This is a genomic window from Mycolicibacterium nivoides (assembly GCF_003855255.1).
GTDB classification, from domain to species: domain Bacteria; phylum Actinomycetota; class Actinomycetes; order Mycobacteriales; family Mycobacteriaceae; genus Mycobacterium; species Mycobacterium nivoides.
Map to the genome: position 1 here is coordinate 632,509 of NZ_CP034072.1, position 20,302 is coordinate 652,810.

25 protein-coding genes are annotated in these 20,302 nt (G+C 66.8%); 6 read left to right on the forward strand and 19 right to left on the reverse strand.

The features are described from left to right. Positions 1 to 15: 15 nt before the first annotated feature. From EH231_RS03130 to EH231_RS03140, 3 genes are all read left to right on the forward strand, one after another. Complete coding sequence (locus EH231_RS03130) at positions 16 to 1,188, forward strand: glycosyltransferase (protein WP_124711850.1); 1,173 nt, start codon at positions 16 to 18, stop codon at positions 1,186 to 1,188. 9 nt (positions 1,189 to 1,197) lie between these two features. Next, positions 1,198 to 1,392, forward strand: a complete 195-nt coding sequence (locus EH231_RS03135; protein ID WP_090425263.1) for a DUF3046 domain-containing protein — start codon at positions 1,198 to 1,200, stop codon at positions 1,390 to 1,392. Between the two features lie 80 nt (positions 1,393 to 1,472). Then, positions 1,473 to 1,676 (forward strand): hypothetical protein, encoded by a 204-nt coding sequence (locus EH231_RS03140; protein WP_090425264.1) that lies wholly within the window; start codon positions 1,473 to 1,475, stop codon positions 1,674 to 1,676. Positions 1,677 to 1,686: 10 nt separating this feature from the next. Here the strand turns inward: EH231_RS03140 and hypD are convergent, their stop codons facing one another. The 18 genes from hypD to EH231_RS03230 all read right to left on the reverse strand — a co-directional run bounded on the left by hypD (position 1,687) and on the right by EH231_RS03230 (position 17,277). After that, positions 1,687 to 2,811, reverse strand: coding sequence for a hydrogenase formation protein HypD (gene hypD, locus EH231_RS03145; protein ID WP_090425265.1), 1,125 nt, complete (start codon positions 2,809 to 2,811; stop codon positions 1,687 to 1,689). Positions 2,812 to 2,827: 16 nt separating this feature from the next. Continuing rightward, the gene (locus EH231_RS03150; RefSeq protein WP_044517788.1) at positions 2,828 to 3,100 is read right to left on the reverse strand and encodes a HypC/HybG/HupF family hydrogenase formation chaperone; all 273 of its coding nucleotides are present in this window, start codon (positions 3,098 to 3,100) and stop codon (positions 2,828 to 2,830) included. A 17-nt stretch (positions 3,101 to 3,117) separates the two neighbouring features. Next, positions 3,118 to 4,215, reverse strand: a complete 1,098-nt coding sequence (gene hypE, locus EH231_RS03155; protein ID WP_124711851.1) for a hydrogenase expression/formation protein HypE — start codon at positions 4,213 to 4,215, stop codon at positions 3,118 to 3,120. Beyond that, positions 4,212 to 4,886 carry a D-sedoheptulose-7-phosphate isomerase gene (locus EH231_RS03160; protein ID WP_090425267.1) on the reverse strand — a complete coding sequence of 225 codons (675 nt, stop codon included), beginning with the start codon at positions 4,884 to 4,886 and terminating at the stop codon, positions 4,212 to 4,214. The genes hypE and EH231_RS03160 overlap by 4 nt, the downstream gene beginning before the upstream one ends. A gap of 4 nt (positions 4,887 to 4,890) precedes the next feature. Beyond that, the gene (locus EH231_RS03165) at positions 4,891 to 5,652 is read right to left on the reverse strand and encodes a phosphoheptose isomerase family protein (protein WP_124711852.1); all 762 of its coding nucleotides are present in this window, start codon (positions 5,650 to 5,652) and stop codon (positions 4,891 to 4,893) included. Further along, entirely contained in the window at positions 5,649 to 6,398 is a 750-nt protein-coding gene (locus EH231_RS03170; protein WP_124711853.1) for a DUF6390 family protein, read from the reverse strand. The genes EH231_RS03165 and EH231_RS03170 overlap by 4 nt, the downstream gene beginning before the upstream one ends. Positions 6,399 to 6,402: 4 nt before the next feature. Continuing rightward, positions 6,403 to 8,700 carry a carbamoyltransferase HypF gene (gene hypF / locus EH231_RS03175; protein WP_124711854.1) on the reverse strand — a complete coding sequence of 766 codons (2,298 nt, stop codon included), beginning with the start codon at positions 8,698 to 8,700 and terminating at the stop codon, positions 6,403 to 6,405. Next, positions 8,697 to 8,951, reverse strand: a complete 255-nt coding sequence (locus EH231_RS03180; protein WP_090425270.1) for a HypC/HybG/HupF family hydrogenase formation chaperone — start codon at positions 8,949 to 8,951, stop codon at positions 8,697 to 8,699. Before EH231_RS03180 ends, hypF begins: the two co-directional genes overlap by 4 nt. 3 nt (positions 8,952 to 8,954) lie before the next feature. After that, complete coding sequence (locus EH231_RS03185) at positions 8,955 to 9,437, reverse strand: hydrogenase maturation protease (protein WP_124711855.1); 483 nt, start codon at positions 9,435 to 9,437, stop codon at positions 8,955 to 8,957. A 13-nt stretch (positions 9,438 to 9,450) separates the two neighbouring features. Then, a complete protein-coding gene (locus tag EH231_RS34760) occupies positions 9,451 to 9,570 on the reverse strand; it encodes a DUF6893 family small protein (RefSeq protein WP_090425272.1) in 120 nt (39 codons plus the stop codon). Positions 9,571 to 9,582: 12 nt separating this feature from the next. After that, a complete protein-coding gene (locus EH231_RS03195) occupies positions 9,583 to 10,902 on the reverse strand; it encodes a hypothetical protein (RefSeq protein WP_124711856.1) in 1,320 nt (439 codons plus the stop codon). Then, positions 10,899 to 11,549 carry a DUF6084 family protein gene (locus EH231_RS03200; protein ID WP_124711857.1) on the reverse strand — a complete coding sequence of 217 codons (651 nt, stop codon included), beginning with the start codon at positions 11,547 to 11,549 and terminating at the stop codon, positions 10,899 to 10,901. The genes EH231_RS03195 and EH231_RS03200 overlap by 4 nt, the downstream gene beginning before the upstream one ends. After that, positions 11,546 to 12,178 carry a DUF5947 family protein gene (locus EH231_RS03205; protein ID WP_124711858.1) on the reverse strand — a complete coding sequence of 211 codons (633 nt, stop codon included), beginning with the start codon at positions 12,176 to 12,178 and terminating at the stop codon, positions 11,546 to 11,548. Before EH231_RS03205 ends, EH231_RS03200 begins: the two co-directional genes overlap by 4 nt. After that, positions 12,175 to 13,077, reverse strand: coding sequence for a NifU family protein (locus tag EH231_RS03210; RefSeq protein WP_124711859.1), 903 nt, complete (start codon positions 13,075 to 13,077; stop codon positions 12,175 to 12,177). The genes EH231_RS03205 and EH231_RS03210 overlap by 4 nt, the downstream gene beginning before the upstream one ends. 3 nt (positions 13,078 to 13,080) lie before the next feature. Further along, the gene (locus EH231_RS03215; RefSeq protein ID WP_124711860.1) at positions 13,081 to 14,880 is read right to left on the reverse strand and encodes a nickel-dependent hydrogenase large subunit; all 1,800 of its coding nucleotides are present in this window, start codon (positions 14,878 to 14,880) and stop codon (positions 13,081 to 13,083) included. 97 nt (positions 14,881 to 14,977) lie between these two features. Further along, the gene (locus tag EH231_RS03220; RefSeq protein ID WP_090425278.1) at positions 14,978 to 16,033 is read right to left on the reverse strand and encodes an NADH-quinone oxidoreductase subunit B family protein; all 1,056 of its coding nucleotides are present in this window, start codon (positions 16,031 to 16,033) and stop codon (positions 14,978 to 14,980) included. A gap of 118 nt (positions 16,034 to 16,151) precedes the next feature. Beyond that, entirely contained in the window at positions 16,152 to 16,946 is a 795-nt protein-coding gene (hypB, locus tag EH231_RS03225; RefSeq protein WP_090425279.1) for a hydrogenase nickel incorporation protein HypB, read from the reverse strand. Between the two features lies 1 nt (position 16,947). Further along, positions 16,948 to 17,277, reverse strand: coding sequence for a hydrogenase maturation nickel metallochaperone HypA/HybF (locus EH231_RS03230; RefSeq protein ID WP_090425280.1), 330 nt, complete (start codon positions 17,275 to 17,277; stop codon positions 16,948 to 16,950). 209 nt (positions 17,278 to 17,486) lie between these two features. Between EH231_RS03230 and recA the strand changes: the two genes are divergently transcribed. Both recA and recX read left to right on the forward strand, forming a co-directional pair. Then, positions 17,487 to 18,542 carry a recombinase RecA gene (gene recA, locus EH231_RS03235; RefSeq protein WP_090425281.1) on the forward strand — a complete coding sequence of 352 codons (1,056 nt, stop codon included), beginning with the start codon at positions 17,487 to 17,489 and terminating at the stop codon, positions 18,540 to 18,542. Further along, positions 18,511 to 19,074, forward strand: a complete 564-nt coding sequence (gene recX, locus EH231_RS03240; RefSeq protein WP_090425282.1) for a recombination regulator RecX — start codon at positions 18,511 to 18,513, stop codon at positions 19,072 to 19,074. Before recA ends, recX begins: the two co-directional genes overlap by 32 nt. Here recX and EH231_RS03245 read toward each other — a convergent pair whose 3' ends face one another. Continuing rightward, entirely contained in the window at positions 19,075 to 19,680 is a 606-nt protein-coding gene (locus tag EH231_RS03245) for a LysE family translocator (RefSeq protein ID WP_241177872.1), read from the reverse strand. It abuts the gene before it with no gap. On the opposite strand from EH231_RS03245, the gene EH231_RS03250 reads away from it, so the two are divergent. After that, complete coding sequence (locus EH231_RS03250; protein WP_241177873.1) at positions 19,631 to 20,302, forward strand: AAA family ATPase; 672 nt, start codon at positions 19,631 to 19,633, stop codon at positions 20,300 to 20,302. The genes EH231_RS03245 and EH231_RS03250 overlap by 50 nt on opposite strands.

Here is a 20,302-nt window from a genome sequence, read left to right on the forward strand (position 1 = left end):
TGGCAGGGTAGGCCGGTGCGCGTAGCTGTGGTCGCCGGACCCGATCCCGGACATGCCTTCCCGGCCCTGGCGTTGTGCCTGAAGTTCCTGGCCGCGGGCGATATCCCGACGCTGCTGACCGGGGTGGAGTGGCTCGATACCGCGCGGGCAGCCGGCATCGAGGCTGTCGAACTCGTCGGCCTCGATCCGACCGATGTCGACGATGACGCCGATGCCGGGGCCAAGATCCATCAGCGCGCCGGGCGGATGGCGCAGCTCAACGTGCCGGTACTGGAGCAGCTGCGCCCGGATCTCGTGGTCTCCGATGTGATCACCGCTTGTGGCGGGCTGGCGGCCGAGCTGCTCGGGTTGCCGTGGGTCGAGCTCGATCCACATCCGCTGTACCTGCCGTCGAAGGGGTTGCCGCCGCTGGGCAGCGGGCTGGCCCCGGGTGTCGGCCTGCGTGGACGGCTGCGCGACACCGTCATGCGGGCGCTGACCTCGAGGTCTGTGCGGGCCGGCCTCGCTGAACGGGCCGCGGTACGGACCCAGATCGGGCTTCCTGCGAAGGACCCCGGTCCGTTGCGGCGGTTGATCGCCACCCTGCCTGCGTTGGAGGTGCCCCGCCCGGATTGGCCTGCCGAGGCGGTGGTGGTGGGTCCGCTGCATTTCGAGCCGACCGACGCGGTGCTGACCGTGCCGCCGGGTTCGGGGCCGGTCGTGATGGTGGCGCCGTCCACCGCGACCACCGGGACGCAGGGGATGGCCGAACTGGTCCTGGAGTCGCTGCGCCCGGGTGAGACGCTGCCCGAGGGTGCCCGCGTGGTGGTGTCGCGACTGGGCGGAGCCGATGTCGAGGTACCGCCGTGGGCGGCGGTGGGGCTCGGCCGCCAGGACGAGCTGTTGTCGCACGCCGATCTGGTGATCTGCGGCGGTGGACACGGCCTGGTGTCCAAGGCGCTGCTGGCCGGTGTGCCGATGGTGGTGGTACCGGGCGGCGGTGACCAGTGGGAGATCGCCAATCGTGTTGTGCGCCAAGGTAGTGCGCAGCTGGTGCGGCCGTTGTCCGGAGAGGCGCTGACCGCCGCGGTCGGCACCGTGCTCGGGTCTTCGTCCTACCGTGCTGCCGCGCAGCGCGCCGGCGCTTCGCTGGCCGAGGTGGCAGATCCGGTACGGGTGTGCCATGACGCACTCGCCGGCACTGGGTAGGTTGGGCCCGTGCGGTTGACCGAATTCAATGAGCTCGTCGAAGGCCAGTTCGGCGCGATGCGGGGTCGTTCGCTGCTCGTCGACCACGTGCTCAGTGCTCTCGACGGCCGTACGGCCGCACAGGCCATCGAGGACGGGGTGGAGCCGCGCAGTGTGTGGCGGGCGCTGTGCGCTGACTTCGACGTCCCGCGCGACCAATGGTGAACGGTCACCGGTGACGATGCGCTGAGCTCAGCGGCCGGCCGGGGCTTTTCCCGCCCGTACTTTCGGCGTATACCGGACTTATGGGTCTCGGTGATCATCCGATGCGGACGCCGCTCTACGGCGTTCTGCTGGTGATCGCGGCGGTGCTGCTGTGTTGGCTGGTGGCGTCGACCTTGGCCGGATGGCAGGCGGCGCTGGGATATTTCCTGGCCGTCGCCGTCGGCGCATTCGGGTTCGTGTTGACGCTGCGGGATCTCGACAACTTTCCGAACTGGCGTCGTTGATCCCGTATCGCTAATGCCGCAGCAACAGCTGCGCGGTTTCGCGATGCAATCTGCCGAAGTTGTAGTAGGCCGCGCAGGCACCCTCGGGGGACACCATGCAGGTACCGATCGGGGTTTCCGGCGTGCAGGCCGTCCCGAACACCTTGCACTCCCACGGCTTGATGACGCCCTTGAGCACCTCACCGCACTGGCAGGCCTTGGGATCGGCCACCCGCACCCCGGGCATCTCGAAGATCAGCTCGGCGTCGTAGCCGGCGTAGTCGGGATGGATCTTGAGCGCGCTCTGCGAGATGAAGCCGAGCCCGCGCCATTCGAAGTGCGGCCGTAGTTCGAAGGTCTCGGCCATCAGTTTCAGTGCCGCGGTGTTGCCTTCCGGCCGCACCACGCGGGTGTACTGGTTTTCCACCTCGCAGCGTCCGTCGCGGATCTGGCGCAGCAGCATGTGCACCGAGGCCAGGATGTCGAGCGGTTCGAAGCCCGCCACCACGATCGGTTTGTGGTAGACGGCGGGGACGAAGCGGTATGGGCGCAGACCCACCACGGTCGAGACGTGACCGGGTCCCAGGAATCCCGAAAGTCTCAGGTCAGGCGACTCCAGGATGGCTTTGATCGGCGGGACGATCGTGACGTGGTTGCAGAACACGCTGAAGTTGTCGACGCCGAGTGCGCGGGCGCGCACCAGCGTGACGGCGGTGGACGGCGCCGTCGTCTCGAACCCGACCGCGAAGAACACCACATGGCGGTCGGGATTGTCGCGGGCGATCTTGAGTGCGTCGAGCGGTGAGTAGACGAACCGGACGTCGGCGCCGCGGGCCTTGGCCTCGATGAGGTTGCCGTTGGACCCCGGTACCCGCATCATGTCGCCGAACGTGGTGAAGATGACGCCGGGCTGTTCGGCCAGCCACATGGCGTCGTCCACCCGGCCCATGGGGATCACGCACACCGGACATCCGGGCCCGTGGACCAGTTCGATCGATTCCGGGAGCAGATGCTCGATCCCGTGCCGGTAGATCGTGTGGGTATGGCCGCCGCAGACCTCCATGAACTTGAACTCGTCACCGGCGGCGAGTTCGGTGATCGCTTTCACCAGGGCACGGGCGGCCGCCGGGTCCCGGAATTCGTCGACGAACTTCATCGGACACCCCTTTGCGTCAAGCGATTTCGGAGGAATTGAAGGCGTCGATCTCCGTCGTGTAGTCGGCGCCCATTTTCTGGACCTGATCGAGCGTCAGCGTCGCCTCGCGCTCGTCGATCTTGGCCATCGCGAACCCGACGTGCACCAGTACCCAGTCACCGACGCGCAGGTTGTCGTCGGCGAGCAGGCGCACGCTGATGACCCGGCGTACCCCGTTGACATCGACCTTGGCGAGGTGGGCCTCGGCGTCGACGATGTCGACGACCTGGCCGGGAATGCCCAGACACATGGGACTGCTCCTTTCACCTAGCAGATCCGGGGGAGCGGATCGCCCACGAGCATGTCGACGATCCGGCTGCCGCCGAAAGCGGTACGCAGCGCGACGATCCCGGGCGGCTCGGCGACGATCTCGCCGACCACCGTCGCCCGGGCGCCCTGTGGATGGGCGTGCAGCGCGGTGACCGCGGCGTCAGCCTCGTCGGCCGGGACGATCGCGACGAATTTTCCTTCGTTCGCGACGTAGAGGGGGTCGATGCCCAGTAGGTCACAGGCACCCGCGACCTGCGGCTCGATGGGAATGCGGTCCTCGTCGAGGATCACCGCGAACGGTGAGTCCTTGGCCAGCTCGTTGCACACCGTGCCGACACCCCCGCGGGTGGCGTCGCGCATCCACCGGGTGGATGGTGCGGCGGCCAGCAGGATCTCGACGAGTTCGTGCAGAGGTGCGGTGTCAGAGACGATATCGGCGTCGATGGCCAGGTCACCGCGGGCCAGCATGACCGCCATTCCGTGGTCGCCGATCGTGCCCGAGAGCAGGACCCGGTCCCCGGAGCGGACGTTATCCCGCGACAACCGTCTGCCCGCGGGCACGATTCCGACCCCGGCGGTGCAGATGTACATGCCGTCGGCGGCTCCTTTACCGACGACTTTCGTGTCGCCCGTGACGATCTGGACTCCGGCCCGCGCGGCGGCCTCGCTCATGTCGGCGACGATCTCGCGCAACTCCGCGATGGCGAAGCCTTCCTCGATGACGAAGCCTGCCGAGAGCCATTGCGGGCGGGCGCCCGAGACAGCCAGGTCGTTGATGGTTCCGTGTACGGCGACGTGCCCGATTGAACCGCCCGGGAAGCGATGGGGCGCAACCACATACGAATCGGTGGAGAACGCCAGTGTGTCACCGGACGGGGTACGCAGCAGGGCGGCGTCCCCGAGCTGTTCGAGCTCGGGGTTGCGGAACGCCTCGACGAAGACCGCATCGACCAGTGCTGCCGACGATTTCCCGCCGGCGCCGTGCGCCAGGGTCACGACCTCGTCGATCAGGCGCGGACGCCGCTGCCGGAACTTCTCGATCCGCTCCAGCACGCGGTCCTCGCGCTGGGCTGCGGAGGCGGCGACGGTGCTCATGATGCGTACGCCCGTGCCATCTGGTCCTGCACCACTGTCCACAGCCGATAACCGAGCATCGCATGGCTCTCCTGGATGCGGTGAATGCTCTGGCTGTGCACCGTGAAACAGAAGTCCAGATCCCCGGACTCCCCGGCCACGATCGCCATCCGCCCGCCGTCGTGCCCGGAGAATCCGATGGTGAGCACGCCGCGCGACTTGGCCTCGGCGATGGCCGTCATGAGGTCTTCGGAGTTACCCGACGTGGACAGTGCGATGGCGATGTCGCGATCGCGGGCGTGGGCGATGATCTGGCGTTTGAAGATCAGGTCGAAACCCACGTCGTTGCCCAGCGCGGTGACCACCGCCTCGTCGGCGGCGAGTGACCAGGCCGCCACCGGCCTTCCCCTCGCGGGCCGGCTGAACAGGGAGGCCAGGGTCGCCGCGTCGGTGGAGCTGCCACCGTTTCCCAGGGTGTACAGGCGGCCCCCGCGCAGGAAGCGGTCGGCCATGGCGGCCCCGGCCGCGTTCAGGCCTTCGGTGTACTCCTGAAGTGATTCCTGTTGCAGCCGTGTGCTTTCGGCGGCCTTACCGCGTGCCGAGGCCGCCAGGTCGTCGAGCAGTGCTCGGACGTCGGTCTCTTCGGATTCGATGAACGGATAGAGGAAGCCGGTGCTCTCCGTGTCGGTCATGACTTCACCTGCCTTCCTGCGGCAGCGCGATCGCCGTCCCCGCGTGTATCAGGATCAGGTCGTTGACGGTGACCCGTTCGAGCATGGCGCTGTCCACCCATTCCTCTCCGGCGGCGCTGCGGACCAATGCCCGCCCACCGGCTTCGGTAGGGGCGATCACGACTTCGGCCAGACGGCCTTCGTCACCGCACGTGACGCAGGCCGGGCCGGTGTCCTCGGGTGCGGGCGTCAACAGGCCGGGGTGTTCGAAGCACACATGGGTGAGCTCCCACAACAGGTGGTAGATCAGGACGAACCGGCCGGTGGCCGGGACCATCGGGTCATCGGAATCGACCCAAAGGACGTGGTGGGCGGCACCGGCGGCAGGGCGTGGGCCGCAGCCGATCCACACCGTCGTGACACCCCATGCGGCGGCCCGCCGCATGGCATCGACCGCCGCCGGCTGGTCGGCCGAGGCCACCGCCAGGAGCAGATCTCCGGGCTGACTGGCGACCCTGGCCTGGGCCACCGGATCGGGCTCGACCAGCGCGACCGAGGGCAGTGCGCGCTTGCCGACGATGACCGGGTGGACGAACTCGACGGCCACGTGATGGGCGTGGGGTTCCCATTGGGGCGCAAGGACCCAGAGTGTGGCGCCGTCGTGGAATTTTCGGGCCACATCCAGCGCTGCCGCGGCCAGATCGGCGGCCAGGTCCGTGTCCACGAAAGGCGCACCCGGAGGCCCGGTAACGGTCGGCGTGCTGACGGCCGGTGTCGTGGTACTCATGGTCGACCTCCTGTGTTGACCAGGTCGAGGGTGGCGCGGGTGGCGTCGGCCAGGGCTGCGGCCTCGCCAGGCGTCAGCGTGTCGCACACCCAATCCCAGTGCGCGGACACGGTGTCACCCGGTGCGGGCATGTTCGTCAGGGACTTCCCGTCCCGGCTCCACCGGACCCGTTCGGTGACGGGCGCGCCGATCGTGAGGCGACTGTCGTCGAGCACCAACGGGCAGGACTCGATGGCAACATGCTCATCCTCGACCGCTGCGACTGTGCCCCAACGGATCCGGCAGTTCTGTAGAACCTTCAACGCGGTGCCCGGATCCCGGTCAAGGAACCGGATCCACGGGTACACGACGAACACGTGGAAGCTGTGGTGGGCCAGTACCGCGCCGGCAGTCGTCCCGGTGGCGGACACGGTGTCGAGCCCTCCGGTCACCTGACCCTGGAATGCCGCGCGCAGCTGGGCCAGCAGGTTGCCCGGATCCACCCGATCCAGGAGCGGTCCGCCTACCCAATAGCTTCGAACCACCTCGGCGTCCAGCGGGGCGGCACCGATCACTTCGGCGATGGAGTGCAGATACGGCCATGCGCCGTCGAATTCCCTTGCATGTGACGCCAATTCGGCCGTGTTGTCCCCGGGTGCGGCTGCCGGGCCTGTAGGGCCGCAGTAGCCGAGTTCGTTGGGCGGGAAGGCATACCGGGCGAACAGCCGGTATCCGGTGGGCAGTTGCTGTGTCGGCAGTGCGGTCATGGCTTCACCCCGCATTCCCGACCAGTAGCTGGCCAAGGGCGATACCGCCGTCGTTCGGCGGCACCCGGCGGTGGGTGATCACTTCCAGGCCCTGTCGACGCATTCCGGCCAAGGTCAGGCGCAGCAGCAGGAGGTTCTGGAAAACCCCGCCGGACAACGCCACGGGCTGCCCCGCGCAACCGTTCGCATCCACCAGTGCGAGCGCCAGGTCGACGATGAGCCCGGCGACAGCGTGGTGGAATCGGGTACCGATCACCGCTGGTGTCACACCGGCGCGCAGGTCGGCGATGATCGCCGCCAGCACGGGCGCCGGGTCGATGCTGACGGGTGATGCGCCGTAGTCCACCTCGAACGCATACCGGCGTGGGCCCGCCGCTGCGCCACGTGAGATCCCTTCCAGCTCGATGGCGGCCTGAGCTTCGTAGGCAACCGTCTGTCGCACCCCGATCAACGCCGACACCGCGTCGAACAACCGGCCCATGCTCGATGTCGCGACGCAGCCGGAACCGGTCGCCAGTTGATGCGTCAGGGTCCGGAGTTCGTCGTCGGGACACGCGCGGACCGGCGGCAGGTCGGGATCCCACGGCAGCCCGGCGGCCCACAGATGGGACAGCGCCATCCGGTAGGGGCGCAGCACGCTGATATCACCGCCGGCCATCGGTACCTGCGTGAGATGGGCAACCCGCCGAAAGCCCTTGTAGTCGGCGACCAGCACCTCGCCGCCCCACACGGTGCCGTCGGGACCGTATCCGGTTCCGTCGAAGGCGAATCCGAGCACATGCTGCGTGCCGTCCAGGCCGTGTTCGGCCATCACCGAGGCGATGTGGGCGTGGTGATGCTGGACCGTCCTCAGCGGGTGCGACCCGGCATTGCGATGCGCCCAGTGGCTGGACCGGTATCCCGGATGCGCGTCGCAGACCAGGGTTTCGGGTTCGACGCCGGTCAGTGCCTCCAGATGGTGGACTGCGCGCTCGAACGCCGACAACGTGGCCAGGCTGTCCATATCGCCGATGTAGGCGCTCAGCCAGGCGTACCGGTGGTCGGCCACCGCGATGGTGTTCTTGAGGTCGGCGCCGACCGCCAGGGTCGGCGGCACCGCGACCGGCAGGGCGACTGGTAGCGGCGCGTACCCCCGGGATCTGCGGATGGCCAGTTCGTCGCCGTCGGCGACCCGCACCACCGAATCGTCGCAGGGCACCAGGATCTCGCGGTCGTGCATCAGCCAGCCGTCAGCGATGTGTGACAGCCGGCGCCGTGCGTCGTCATCGGAGAAACAGATCGGTTCGCCACTGAGATTGGCCGACGTCATCACCAGAACCCTCGGGCCGGGCGGATCGCCGGGGAGCCCGAACAGCAGGGTGTGCAGTGGCGTGTAGGCGAGCAGGACGCCCAGGTCGGGGTTGCGGGGCGCCACCGATTCTGCGACCGGTGCACCGGGCGCGCGGGGCAGCAGAACGATCGGCCGCTGCGGTCCGCACAGCACGCGGGCCGCGGTGTCGTCGACCTCGGCGATCTGGCGGGCGGTGGGCAGGTCGGGAACCATCACCGCGAACGGCTTGTCGCCCCGGCGTTTACGCCGGCGAAGCTCGGTGACCGCGGCGGCGTCCGCGGCGTCGCAGGCGAGGTGGTAGCCACCGACGCCCTTGACCGCGAGGATCGCTCCGTCGGTCAGCAGGCGTCTGGCCCGCCGCAGCGCGGCTTCGCCGGTGAGCACACCGGATTCGTCGTCCCACTGCAACGTCGGGCCGCAGTTCGGGCAGCACACGGGCTGCGCGTGGAAGCGGCGGTCGGCCGGATCGGCATACTCGCGCGCACATTCGGCGCACATGGCGAAGCGCGCCATCGTGGTGGCATCGCGGTCGTAGGGCAGTGAGGCGATGATGGTGAACCTGGGGCCGCAGTTGGTGCAGTTGACGAAGGCGTGGCGGTACCGGCGGTTGGACGGATCGCGTTGCTCGGCGGTACATTCCGGGCACATCGCCACGTCGGGAGAGGCCAGGGTGCGGCCACCGCCGGCCCTTGAGGTATCGGCGATGGTGAATCCGGTGCCGCCGCGGACGGGCATCGGCCGGGTCTCTGTCGACTCGATCACCGCCAGGACAGGTGGGTCGGTACGCAGCCGGTGCAGGAACGCCTCGAGATCGCCGGGGGCACCTTCGATCTCGATGACGGCGCCGGAACTGTCGTTGCGGACACAGCCGGTCAGCCCGAGCGCGGCCGCCGTGGTATAGACGAACGGCCGGAAGCCCACGCCCTGGACGACTCCGTGTACGCCGATCCGCAGCCGGCGCCGCGCGGTCATGGTGGCACCTCGGTGGTGCGGCCGCGCCCCAGCAGCTCCAGGCCCCGCATCGCTGCCTCGGCGCCGGCGTGGTCGGTCTTCTCCACCGCGAAGCCCATGTGGATGATCACCCAGTCGCCGGGGGAGAAGGTCTCGTCGGGCAGCATGCCGATATTGACCTTGCGATGCTCGCCCGCGACGTCGACGAGGGCTAGCTGGTCGCCGTATCCCGGGAGCATCCGGACCACCTGGCCGGGGATTCCGAGGCACATGACTCAACCCTTCCTGACCGGGGCCGACAACCGTGCCACAGCAGCTTCCACCGCTGTCACGGCACCGGGAACTGCTGCCGCAACGGGCTCCGAGAGCCCGATACCGTCAGCCACGGTGGCCGCCTCGCAACCGATGACGACCGTGTAGGGCGGGCTGCCGCCAAGCGCCCGCATGCCGGCGAACACCGCGACCGGGTCCATCGCGTGTGCGTCCAGACCCGGAGCGCCCGAAAGGCTTTCACGATCAGCCTCGAACACGTGCAGCGTGCCCGGAACGCCCCGGCACGGCAACGCGTCGACCAGGACGAGGGAATCCCAGCCGTCGAGCAGGTCGTAGGCCAGGTGCACACCTCGAATCCCGTAGTCACACAGCCGAACCTCCGGGCCTGCGAGACTCGGTGGCAGACGCCGCATCACCTCGGGACCGAATCCGTCGTCACCGAGAAAGATATTGCCGATTCCGGCTACCAGAACTGAAGACGTGATCGCACCTCGCCCGTCACATACGCCGAATCTTCAGGTAGCGCCGGGCGTCCGGGATCGAACGGACCCCGATCACCACCCCGGCGGCCACGACTGTCGCGACAGCGATGACAGCGATCCAACCCACAACTTCCATCTCGAACTCCTCTCACTGCGCCAATGGCTCGACTTCGTCGGCGGCGAAGTACAGATAGCGGCCGTACCACGCGTGCAGATCCGCCGCCGGGTCGTCGTCCAGCACGACGCCGATGTGCCGCTCGCCCTCGACGTCCTCGTGGACGGAGGCCACCTGCGCGGTGCGGCCGGCGAAGAAGATGTCCTGCGCGTCGGCCCGGCGGGACGGGTGCAACCGCACCCGGCTGCCGCGGCGGACGCGTACCCCGTTGATCAGGACCGCATCGACGGCGGGATCCACGGCGTTGTCGGCCAGGGGATCCCACCAATCGATGCCGTCGGGAATCTGCGGAATCAGGCCTGGATCGGCGGCGTGCGGATCGCGTAGGACCCCGTGCAGGTCGAGCATCGCCTCCGGGGACATCGAGTCACAGCGGTCGATGATCGCGGCGGCCCGGGGATCGGTGGCCCGGGCGCTGGCTTTCTCCTCGTCGGTCATCGTCATGACCCTCAGCGTCAGGATCTCGTCGATCTCGCACGAGTCGAAGAGATCGCCCTGGCTCTGTTCTGCGATCTCGGGGTAGTCGTAAAGGATGATCGGCGAAACCAGCATCGTGTCGTGGGTGCCGGGCGGCCCGGCGAGTACCGGGAAGCAGCGGTGCCGACTGCATCGCGAGACCGCGGCGACGGCCGATTCATCGGGCTCCAGCAGCGACACGAAGTCACCATCGGTCACCTCGGCGATCAGGTGCGTGCCGATCAGCGACACCGCGATCGCATCGTCTTTGTCCAGCGCCGGTGCGGCACAGTTGCGTACCGTCATCGTGAGCCGGACCAAGCCCTCGTCGGCTTCTACGGCGATGGTGAACTCACCGTGCAGCTGTCGACGGCGGCGAACGATCCGGCCACCGTCGACATTCTCGATGTCGGTGCCTGGGTGCACCACCACGGGAAGCGTCCGCGGCGCCTCCAGATCGGCGATATCGAAGGGGCCGAAGGTGATCTGGTGTTCGACCGCCTCGTCCCAACTGAGCCAGGACTGGTCTGCGACGGTGAGCTGATCGACCGGCTCGAAGCTGCCGTCGTCAGCGAGGCATTCGACGGTTCGGCGTTGCAGCTGCAGGAACCGGACCATGACCGAGACCGTCGGGCGCCCGTGGCCGCGCACCAGAAGCTGGGCGGACAGCGAGCTGTCTTCTCCGATCCCGGCGCGTTCGGCGTCGGCCGGGCCGAGTACGCCGAACTGCCAGCGGGACTGGTTCTTGCGCGAGTCGGCGCGGTACGGATAGAGCAGGTAGCCCTCGTACAGAACGGCATCGGCCACCGAGAGGACCTGATCCAGATTGCCGCTCATCGGATTTCCTGCCGTGTCAGCAGATTGTCGATCGCTTCCTCGAACGACAACATGCCCCAGCGTGCCTTGTAGTTGGCCAGCTCGTCGAGCGTGTCGTGGCGAAGCCGTAGCCAGCCGGTGTCGGGAAAATGCTGAGCCATCAGCTGTCGCCACACCGCAACCGGCATGTCGAAGTGATCTTCGCGGTCCCACGGCACCTGCTGCACCGCGAAGCCGCGAGTACCGCGGGTGAAAACGGTTCCGCTGAACAGGAACTGCAGCGGCACCATGCCGTCATCGAGTGCGTGCAGGTACTTGGCGCCCACCACCTCCAGGTCGTAGGTGCATTCCAGCGGTAGCTCGACCTGGGTGCTGCCGGTGAACCCGGGAATCATGGCGGTGCTGTGCTGCCACAGGAAGTTGCGCTGCGTGGTGCCCCAGCGCTCGCGAGGGCCGAACAGGTCCAGCATGCCGGCCGCCTCCGCGTCGGTGTAGCTGCGCCGCAGCGGTTCGATGCGCACCTGGCAGCGCAGCGCGATGGCGTGCACCGGATCCTCGCCCACCGCGGCCACGCCTACCCTCGCGGTCAAGATCGGCGTCACCGCATACGGTTCCGGTGCGATGTCCAGAACGGCGAACGTCACCGCCGTCGTCGCGGGCCCGGTCATCGTGGCACCAGCTTGCCGCGGTCGTCGAGAATGCCGAAGAACTCGTCGACATAGTTGCGCGCATCCTGCCCACCGTCGAAACCGCGCCACAGTGTTCGCAGCCGGCCGACGAACTCGTAGCAGGCGTCGACGGGCACCAGATGACACGACAGTGACCAGTTTTGGTCGTCTGGGACCCGGACCATCAACGCCTCGGTGTCCTCGGCCAGCAGATCGACCCTGGAGTCGGTTTCCCGGACGGAATTCCAGGTGTCGAGGTCGAGTTCGGATTCGGTGGCTCCCGCCGGACCCGGGTAGAACGCGACGACGCGGCTCAGTGCCGAGTTCCGGAAGAAGAATGCCAGCCCGACCGGAATCTGCAGCGACTCCCATTCCCGCCTTCCCACGGCGAAGTCGGGAAACCTCAGGTAGCGATCGGGGACCGCGCGGTAGCGCAATTCGGCCTGGGTGTCGGTGAACAGGAGATAACAGCCGCGGCACACGCACAGCAACTGGCGGTCTTCGACATTGACCACATGCTGGTGTTCGTCGGCGATCGGTTCCGAACACATCTCACACTGCTCACCGATCTGCTGCGGCGCATCCCGGTTCGCCCGGATGCGGGCCAACACGTCCAGCGGGCCGGTCACGATGCGACCTCCTCCGCAACCGCCATCGCCGGCACGCCGTCACGGAGCAGCACGGGAACCGGTTCCAGGTGAGGGCCGGCCGCGTCACCGACCGCCATACCCGCGTGCACCACGTCGAAACCGGAACCGCAATGCGGACAACGCAACACGGTGCCGGTCAGCGTGGCGCCGGCGAACTCGCGGGTGCAATCCGGGCAGCCGTCCCGGTAGGCGAGGATCTCGTCGCCGACCCGGCAGGCCAGTACCGCGGCACCGGCGACGGAAAATCCCCCGACCTCCCCGGGCGCGAGCTCGGCAAGCGTGGGAACGGGCTGCCAGGTGGCGTGCCGACGCCCGTCGTCGTGCAGCCGGGCCAACAACGACTCGGCGGGGATCACGTGCGCCGCCGGGTCGTCGGTGACGACATCGATCGTCGAGATCTCGGGCGCGGCCGCCATGATCGCGTCCTCGATGGTCAATTCGAGGGTGATCGCCGAGGACGGGCAGCTTTTGCAGCTTCCGGCGAACCGCAGCCGGACGACCGGCGGTGCGACTTCCAAGAGATGGACATCGCCCCCGTGCGATCCGAGATACGGGCGTACGCGGTCGAGCGCATCGGCGATGCGCCGCTCGACCGGATGCGGATGCAGACCGTGCACCAGCAGCAGACTGGCCACCAGATCGTCAGCGGCGACGGCATCCGCCACTGTGGGATCGGTGGATGCGGCGATCCGCAGCATCCGGGCCAGGGCGGCGCCGTAGAGATCGGTCACCTCCCGGACGAGTTGCTCGGCGCGATCCAGGGCCACCGAACCGCCTGCTGCGCAGGCCTGCAGCAGGTTCTCGATGCGATCGCCCGCCGTGCGCCATCGTGCGTCTTGCTCGGGGAGGTCCGGGACTCGATCGGCGGCGGGCGTCATATGTCATTCCCCGGTGGCGGATTGAGTGGGGGAGTGCATCAGCTCCAACGACTTTCCGTTGCCCAGGTACATGTGCACCCCGCAGGGCAGACACGGATCGAAACTGCGCACCGTCCGCATGACGTCGATGCCCTTGAAATGCTCCCGATCGTTCTCCTCGAATATCGGCTGGCCCTGCACCGCGTCCTCGTACGGGCCCGGGGTGCCGTAGCTGTCGCGCGGACTGGCGTTCCACGGTGTCGGCGGATACGGGTGGTAGTTCGCGATCTTGCCGTCGCGGATGACCATGTGATGGCTCAACACCCCGCGCACCGCTTCGGTGAAGCCGCAGCCGATGGCCTCGCCGGGAACCTCGAAGGGCTCCCAGGTCTTGGTGCGGCCGGCCCGGATCTCGACGAGTGCCTTCTCGCAGAAGTGCAGCGCGCAGGCGGCGGCGTACGCCTGGAAGTACGTACGGGCCCGGTTGCGTTCGATTGTGTTGCTGCCCTTGGCCGGGATCTTCCACTCCAACTCGACCGGGCCCTTGAGCGCGGTCTTGGGGAGGTTGATCTGGACACTGCTGCCGGTGGCCTTGACGTAGTCGATGTCGACCATCCCCGCCAGCGCGGTGGACCACAGCCGCGCGAGCGGGCCGCCGCCGGTGTCGAGGGCGAGATGGTCCTTGCCGTCGAACCACCGTGGCGACATGACCCAGCTGTAGTTCTCGTCGAACTCGCGCTTCTGCGGCTTGGGGTTGGTGTGCTGGTTCCACGGGTGGCGCCGGTCGATCGGGTTGCCCAGAGGATCGGTCTTGGCGAACATCTCCTGGTCGGTCCAGTCGTCGTAGTAGCTGTGACCCAACAGGATTCGTATCCCGAGGTTGATGTCGACCAGTGAATGCGTCAGCAGTTTGCCGTCCACCACGACGCCGGGGGTGACGAACATGGCGTCGCCCCAGCGCTCCATGTCCTTGTAGGCGAAGTTGCAGACCTCGGGATCCTGGAAGGATCCCCAGCATCCCAGCAGGGTGCGCCGGAGGCCGACCTTGTCGTAGCCGGGCAGGGCTTCGTAGAAGAAGTCGAACAGATCGTCGTGCATCGGCACGACCTTCTTCATGAACTCCACGTAGCGCATCAGCCGCGTCATGTAGTCGGTCATCAGCTGAATGGTCGCGGTCGTCCCGATGCCGCCCGGGTAGAGCGTCGACGGGTGCACGTGGCGGCCTTCCATCAGGCAGAACATCTCCCGGGTCCACCGGCTGACCTGCAGTGCCTCCCGGTAGAACTCACCGGTGAACGGGTTGAGCGCGCGCATGATGTCGGCGATCGTGCGGTGGCCGTGTGCGTCGGCATGTGGTGCCGCGGTGTTCTCCGCCTTGGCCAGCACGCTCGGGTTGGTCTCGGACACCATCTTCTCGCAGTAGTCCACGCCGACCAGGTTTTCCTGGAAGATGTTGTGGTCGAACATGTATTCCGCGGCCTCGCCGAGGTTGACCAGCCATTCACCAAGGTGCGGGGGTTTGACCCCGTAGGCCATGTTCTGGCAGTAGCACGAGCAGGTGGCGTGGTTGTCCCCGCAGATACCGCAGATGCGGCTGGTGATGAAGTGAGCGTCGCGAGGGTCCTTGCCCTTCATGAAGATCGAGTAACCACGGAAGATCGACGACGTGCTGTGGCACTCGACCACCTCGCGGTTCTCGAAGTCGATCTTGGTGTAGATGCCGAGGCTGCCGACGATGCGCGTGATCGGATCCCATGCCATCTCCACCAGTTGACCGGGCTCGCGCTTCACTTGTGACGGTTCGGGGATGATTGTTCCGGTCATCGAACTTCACTTTCGTGTAAACGGCTGTAATGCAACGGGGTCCGACGTACGTGATGGCGTCGTGGCCGGGCGTTGACGAACCGGCGGCTCGCCACGCCTACCAGGTGCGGGTGGCTCCGGTTTCGAGCTTCGTACCGCGATGCCGCCACTTGGGCTCTTTGTCGACGGTGTGGCCCGTGACGTGCCGCAGGCTGCGGATGACCGAGCCGTAGAGGCCTGACGCCGCGGTCGACACCTTGCCGCCCGGCGGCTCGTCCATGAACGGCATGAACTTGTCCGGGAATCCCGGCATCGTGCACCCGATGCAGATGCCGCCGACATTCGGGCAACCGCCGATGCCGTTGATCCAGCCGCGCTTTGGGACGTTGCACTTGACCACAGGTCCCCAGCAGCCCAGTTTCACAATGCATTTCGGCGATCCGTATTCGGTCGCGAAGTCGCCCTGCTCGTAATAGCCCGCCCGGTCGCATCCTTCGTGGACGGTCTTGCCGAACAGCCACGTGGGACGCAGCTCTTCGTCCAACGGGATCATCGGGGCCTGGTCGGTGGCCATGTACAGCAGGTAGGTCAGGGTCTCGGCCAGATTGTCCGGCTGGATCGGGCAGCCGGGAACGCAGACGATCGGAATCCCCGCCTTGCTCTTCCAGTCCCAGCCGAGATAGTCGGGCACGCCCATCGCGCCGGTCGGGTTACCGGCCATCGCGTGGATGCCGCCGTAGGTGGCGCAGGTCCCGACAGCGACGACGGCGGTGGCCTTGGGCGTGAGCCGGTCCAGCCATTCGCTGGTGGTCATCGGCTGGTTGGTCGCGGGATTGTTGCCGAACCCGCACCAATAACCCTCTTCCTTGACCTGCTCGTTCGGGATGGATCCCTCGACGACCAGGACGAAGGGCTCCAGTTCATCTCGTTCGGCCTTGAAGAACCAGGACAGGAAATCGTCGGCGCCCCCGCTCGGACCGCACTCGAAGTCGATCAGGGGCCAATGGACGGCGATCTTGGGCAGACCGGGAAGCGCCCCAAGGGCGATTTCCTCGATGCTCGGCTGGGTGGCGGCAGTCAACGCCACCGAATCGCCATCACAACTCAGACCGGCATTGATCCACAGCACGTGGATCAGTGCCTCTTCTGCTTTGACTGCTGCCTCGGTTGGCATAGGTCACAGCTTTCCGGGGCCAGGGCTGGCGGCCCCAATGGCTCGAGCTTAGCCGCGCGCAGCCTGCGTGAGACCTCAAACTCCGGGATAGTTTCCTGGGTGGTTGTCTTGTCAAAGGCTAGTGCGCGGGCGTGTTGTTCACGTGTGCGTCAACCCAGGTGTACCAGGCGTCGAGCCCGTCGCCGCGAGTTGCCGACGTCGGCAGGATCGTGACGTCGGGATTGACGGATCGTGCATGGCGGCAACAGGTTTCGACGTCGAAGTCGACGTAGGGGAGCAGGTCGATCTTGTTGAGGATCACCAGGCCCGCCGCGGCGAACATGTGCGGATACTTCAAGGGTTTGTCGGTGCCTTCGGTCACCGATACGACAACGACCTTGCTGTGTTCGCCGAGATCGAACAATGCCGGGCAGACCAGGTTGCCGACGTTCTCGATGAACAGCACCGATCCGGGGGCGGGATCGAGGCTTTCGAGCGCCCGGTGGATCATCGCCGCGTCCAGGTGGCACCCCGCGCCGGTGTTGACCTGAACCGCGCGCGCTCCCGCGGCCCGGATCCGGTCGGCATCGAGCAGCGTCTCCTGGTCTCCTTCGATCACCGTCACCGTACGGGTCGCGCCGAGTTCGCGGATGGTCCGTTCGAGCAGCGTCGTCTTGCCCGCTCCCGGTGAACTGGTGACGTTGAGCGCCAGGATGCCGCGTTCGGCCAGCCACTGCCGGTTCTGCTCGGCGATGAGGTCGTTCTTGGCGAGCACCTTCTGTTCCAGCGAGACGGTCTCGGTGTGCTGGTGGTCGCCGTGGGAATGGTCGTGGGGGTGGTCGTGATCGTGGGGATGCTGGTGGTCGTGGGGATGGTCATGGCCGGCCAGGGTGATGACGGCTCCGTCCTGACCGCAGCCGCAGGTTGCGCACATGTCAGCTCACTTCCATCGAGAGAATCCGCAGTTCCCGGCCGGCGGTCACCTCGACGTCGGCGCTTCCGCATGGGCACAACAGGATCAGATCGGGCAGGTCGAACTGCGCTCCGCAGCTGCGGCAGTGTGCCGCTCCCGGGTGGATGTCGAGGTCGAGGCGGGCGCCATCGGCCAGCGTGCCCTGGGTGACCAGGTCGAAGCAGAAGAGCATGGAATCCGGGACGACCGCGCACAACGCGCCCACTTCGAGCTTCACGCTGTGCACACGGCGGCCTGCGGCGTGCTCACACACCGCGTCGACAACACTCTGGGTGATCGCCATCTCGTGCATCGCTGCCCCGTCTCCGGGCCGGATGCTCCCACGATAGGCCGGTTTGGGTGCACGTACGGCGTGTCTGCTTGAATCGAACACGTGTTCGTCTACTGTGGTCGACATGCGATGGCGAGATGCTGGTCAAGCCGACTTGTCAGTGGCTGCCTCTAGCGTCACGGCCAACTGATCGAAACCGATCACCGAACATCACTAGGACGGAGACCCCCATGGCGCCCCAGGCCCCGGATCGCGAAAAAGCGCTCGAACTGGCGATGGCCCAGATCGACAAGAACTTCGGTAAAGGCTCGGTGATGCGGCTCGGCGAGGAGGTGCGCCAGCCGATCTCGGTGATCCCCACCGGTTCGATTTCCCTGGATGTGGCACTCGGCATCGGCGGCCTGCCGCGCGGCCGCGTGGTCGAGATCTACGGCCCGGAATCCTCGGGTAAGACCACTGTGGCGCTGCACGCGGTGGCCAACGCCCAGGCTGCCGGCGGTATCGCGGCGTTCATCGACGCCGAGCATGCCCTGGATCCCGAATACGCCAAGAAGCTCGGGGTGGACACCGATTCACTGCTGGTGAGCCAGCCCGACACCGGCGAGCAGGCGCTGGAGATCGCCGACATGCTGGTGCGCTCGGGTGCGCTGGACATCCTGGTGATCGACTCGGTGGCAGCCCTGGTGCCCCGCGCCGAGATCGAGGGTGAGATGGGTGACAGCCACGTAGGTCTGCAGGCCCGCCTGATGAGCCAGGCGCTGCGCAAGATGACCGGTGCGCTGAACAACTCGGGCACCACCGCGATCTTCATCAACCAGCTCCGCGAGAAGATCGGCGTGATGTTCGGCTCGCCCGAAACCACCACGGGTGGTAAGGCTTTGAAGTTCTACGCCTCGGTCCGTCTGGACGTCCGGCGCATCGAGACGCTCAAGGACGGCACCGACGCCGTCGGTAACCGGACCCGCGTCAAGGTCGTCAAGAACAAGGTCTCGCCGCCGTTCAAGCAGGCCGAGTTCGACATCCTGTACGGCCACGGCATCAGCCGCGAAGGCTCGCTCATCGACATGGGTGTCGAGCACGGCTTCATCCGCAAGTCCGGGTCCTGGTTCACCTATGAGGGCGAGCAGCTGGGCCAGGGCAAGGAGAACGCCCGCAAGTTCCTGCTGGAGAACGTCGATGTCGCCAACGAGATCGAGAAGAAGATCAAAGAAAAGCTCGGCATCGGTGCTGTCGTGACGGCCGAGGCGAAGGCTGATGACGTCCTTCCCGCCCCGGTTGATTTCTGAGCCGTCGGGTACGCCCGAGGGGGAGCAGGCGCAGGATCCTCGCAAACGTGAGGAGCAGGCCAAGAACGTCTGCCTGCGCCTGCTCACCGTACGGGCCCGCACCCGTGCCGAGTTGACCGAACAGCTCACCAAACGGGGTTACGAAGAGGACCTCAGTGCCAAGGTGCTGGATCGGCTCACCCAGGTCGGCCTGATCGATGACGAGGACTTCGCCGAGCAGTGGGTGCGGTCCCGGCACGCCAACGCGGGAAAAGGTAAGCGCGCCTTGGCTGTTGAGCTTCGCAAGAAGGGCGTCGACAACGACGTCATCGACGCGGCGCTGGCCGACCTGGATCCGGCTGCCGAACGGCAACGGGCCGAGCAGCTGGTCCGTGACAAACTACGCCGCGAACGGCTCGACGACGATGACGGCGACGTGAAGGTGACGCGCAGGCTGGTCGGCATGCTGGCTCGCCGCGGCTACAACCAGTCGATGGCCTTCGACGTCGTCAGCGTCGAGCTGGCCGGCGAACGCGAGCGCCGCCGGGTGTGATCAGTCTTTTCGGCCGGTGGCGGCAACGGTCACGCCCAACCCGATCATGGCGAGTCCGCCGACGCCGCCGACCATGGCGAGCCTTCGCGGTGAATGCGCGAACCAGCTTCTGGCCGTAGCTGCGACCAGGCCCCACACGGAGTCGGAAGCTATCGCGATCAGATTGAAGACCAGCCCGAGGATCAACATCTGAACGATGACGCCGTGACCGTGGCCGCGTTCGACGAACTGTGGCAACACCGCGGCGAAGAACACGATGGTTTTCGGATTGGCGACGCCGACCGCGAATCCATCCCAGAGTGTGCGTCCGACGCCGTGTTGTGGGCCGCCGCCATCGAGAGTGGATTGCAGCCTGCCACGATGACGGAAAGCGGTGATGCCGAGGTAGATCAGGTACGCGGCACCGGCAAGCTTGAGAGCGGTGAACGCGACAACGGATCGCTCGACGACAGCGCCGACACCGAATGCCACGGCGACCACAAGGACGTAGGCACCCAGCGCATTGCCGGCAACTGTGGTGAGCGCAGTCTGGCGGCCGTGCGCCAACGCCCTGCCGATGACGAACAAGACGCTCGGCCCCGGCACGACGATCAGTACGAACGACATCGCCGCGAACGCCAGCAATCTGTCAGCGGTGACCATGAGCGCAGCTTATCGATCGACCGTCTGCACGGTAGCTTTACTCAACGTGAACGGTGACGTGGTCATCCTGTCCGGTCCCCCCGCAAGCGGAAAGACCACGGTGGCTGACCTCATCGCCGGCTCGGCGGACAAGCCGACCGTGCATCTGACGACCGACCAGTTCTACCGCGCGATCCGCGCCGGATACATCGCGCCGTATCTGCCTGAGGCACAAGGCCAGAACGAAGTGGTCATCGATGCGATCGTCGCTGCGGTCGCGGCTTATGCCGGCGGCGGCTTCGATGTGGTGGTCGATGGAATCGTCGGACCGTGGTTTCTCGGACCGTTCCGCGGCTTGGCTGCACAGGCCGGACTCACGATTTCCTACATCGTGTTGCGGCCGACGCTCGATACGGCTCTACGGCGTGCGCAAACGCGCAGTGGCCAGGATCTGAAGGATCCCGATGCCATCACCGGTATGCATCGTGCGTTTGCCGAACTCGGCGAACTGGCGAGTCACGTCATCGACAACAGCGGACTCGATGCGGCCGAGACCGCCGACCAGGTTCGGCGGGCGGTCGCCTCGGGCGGCTACCGCCTGACTTGA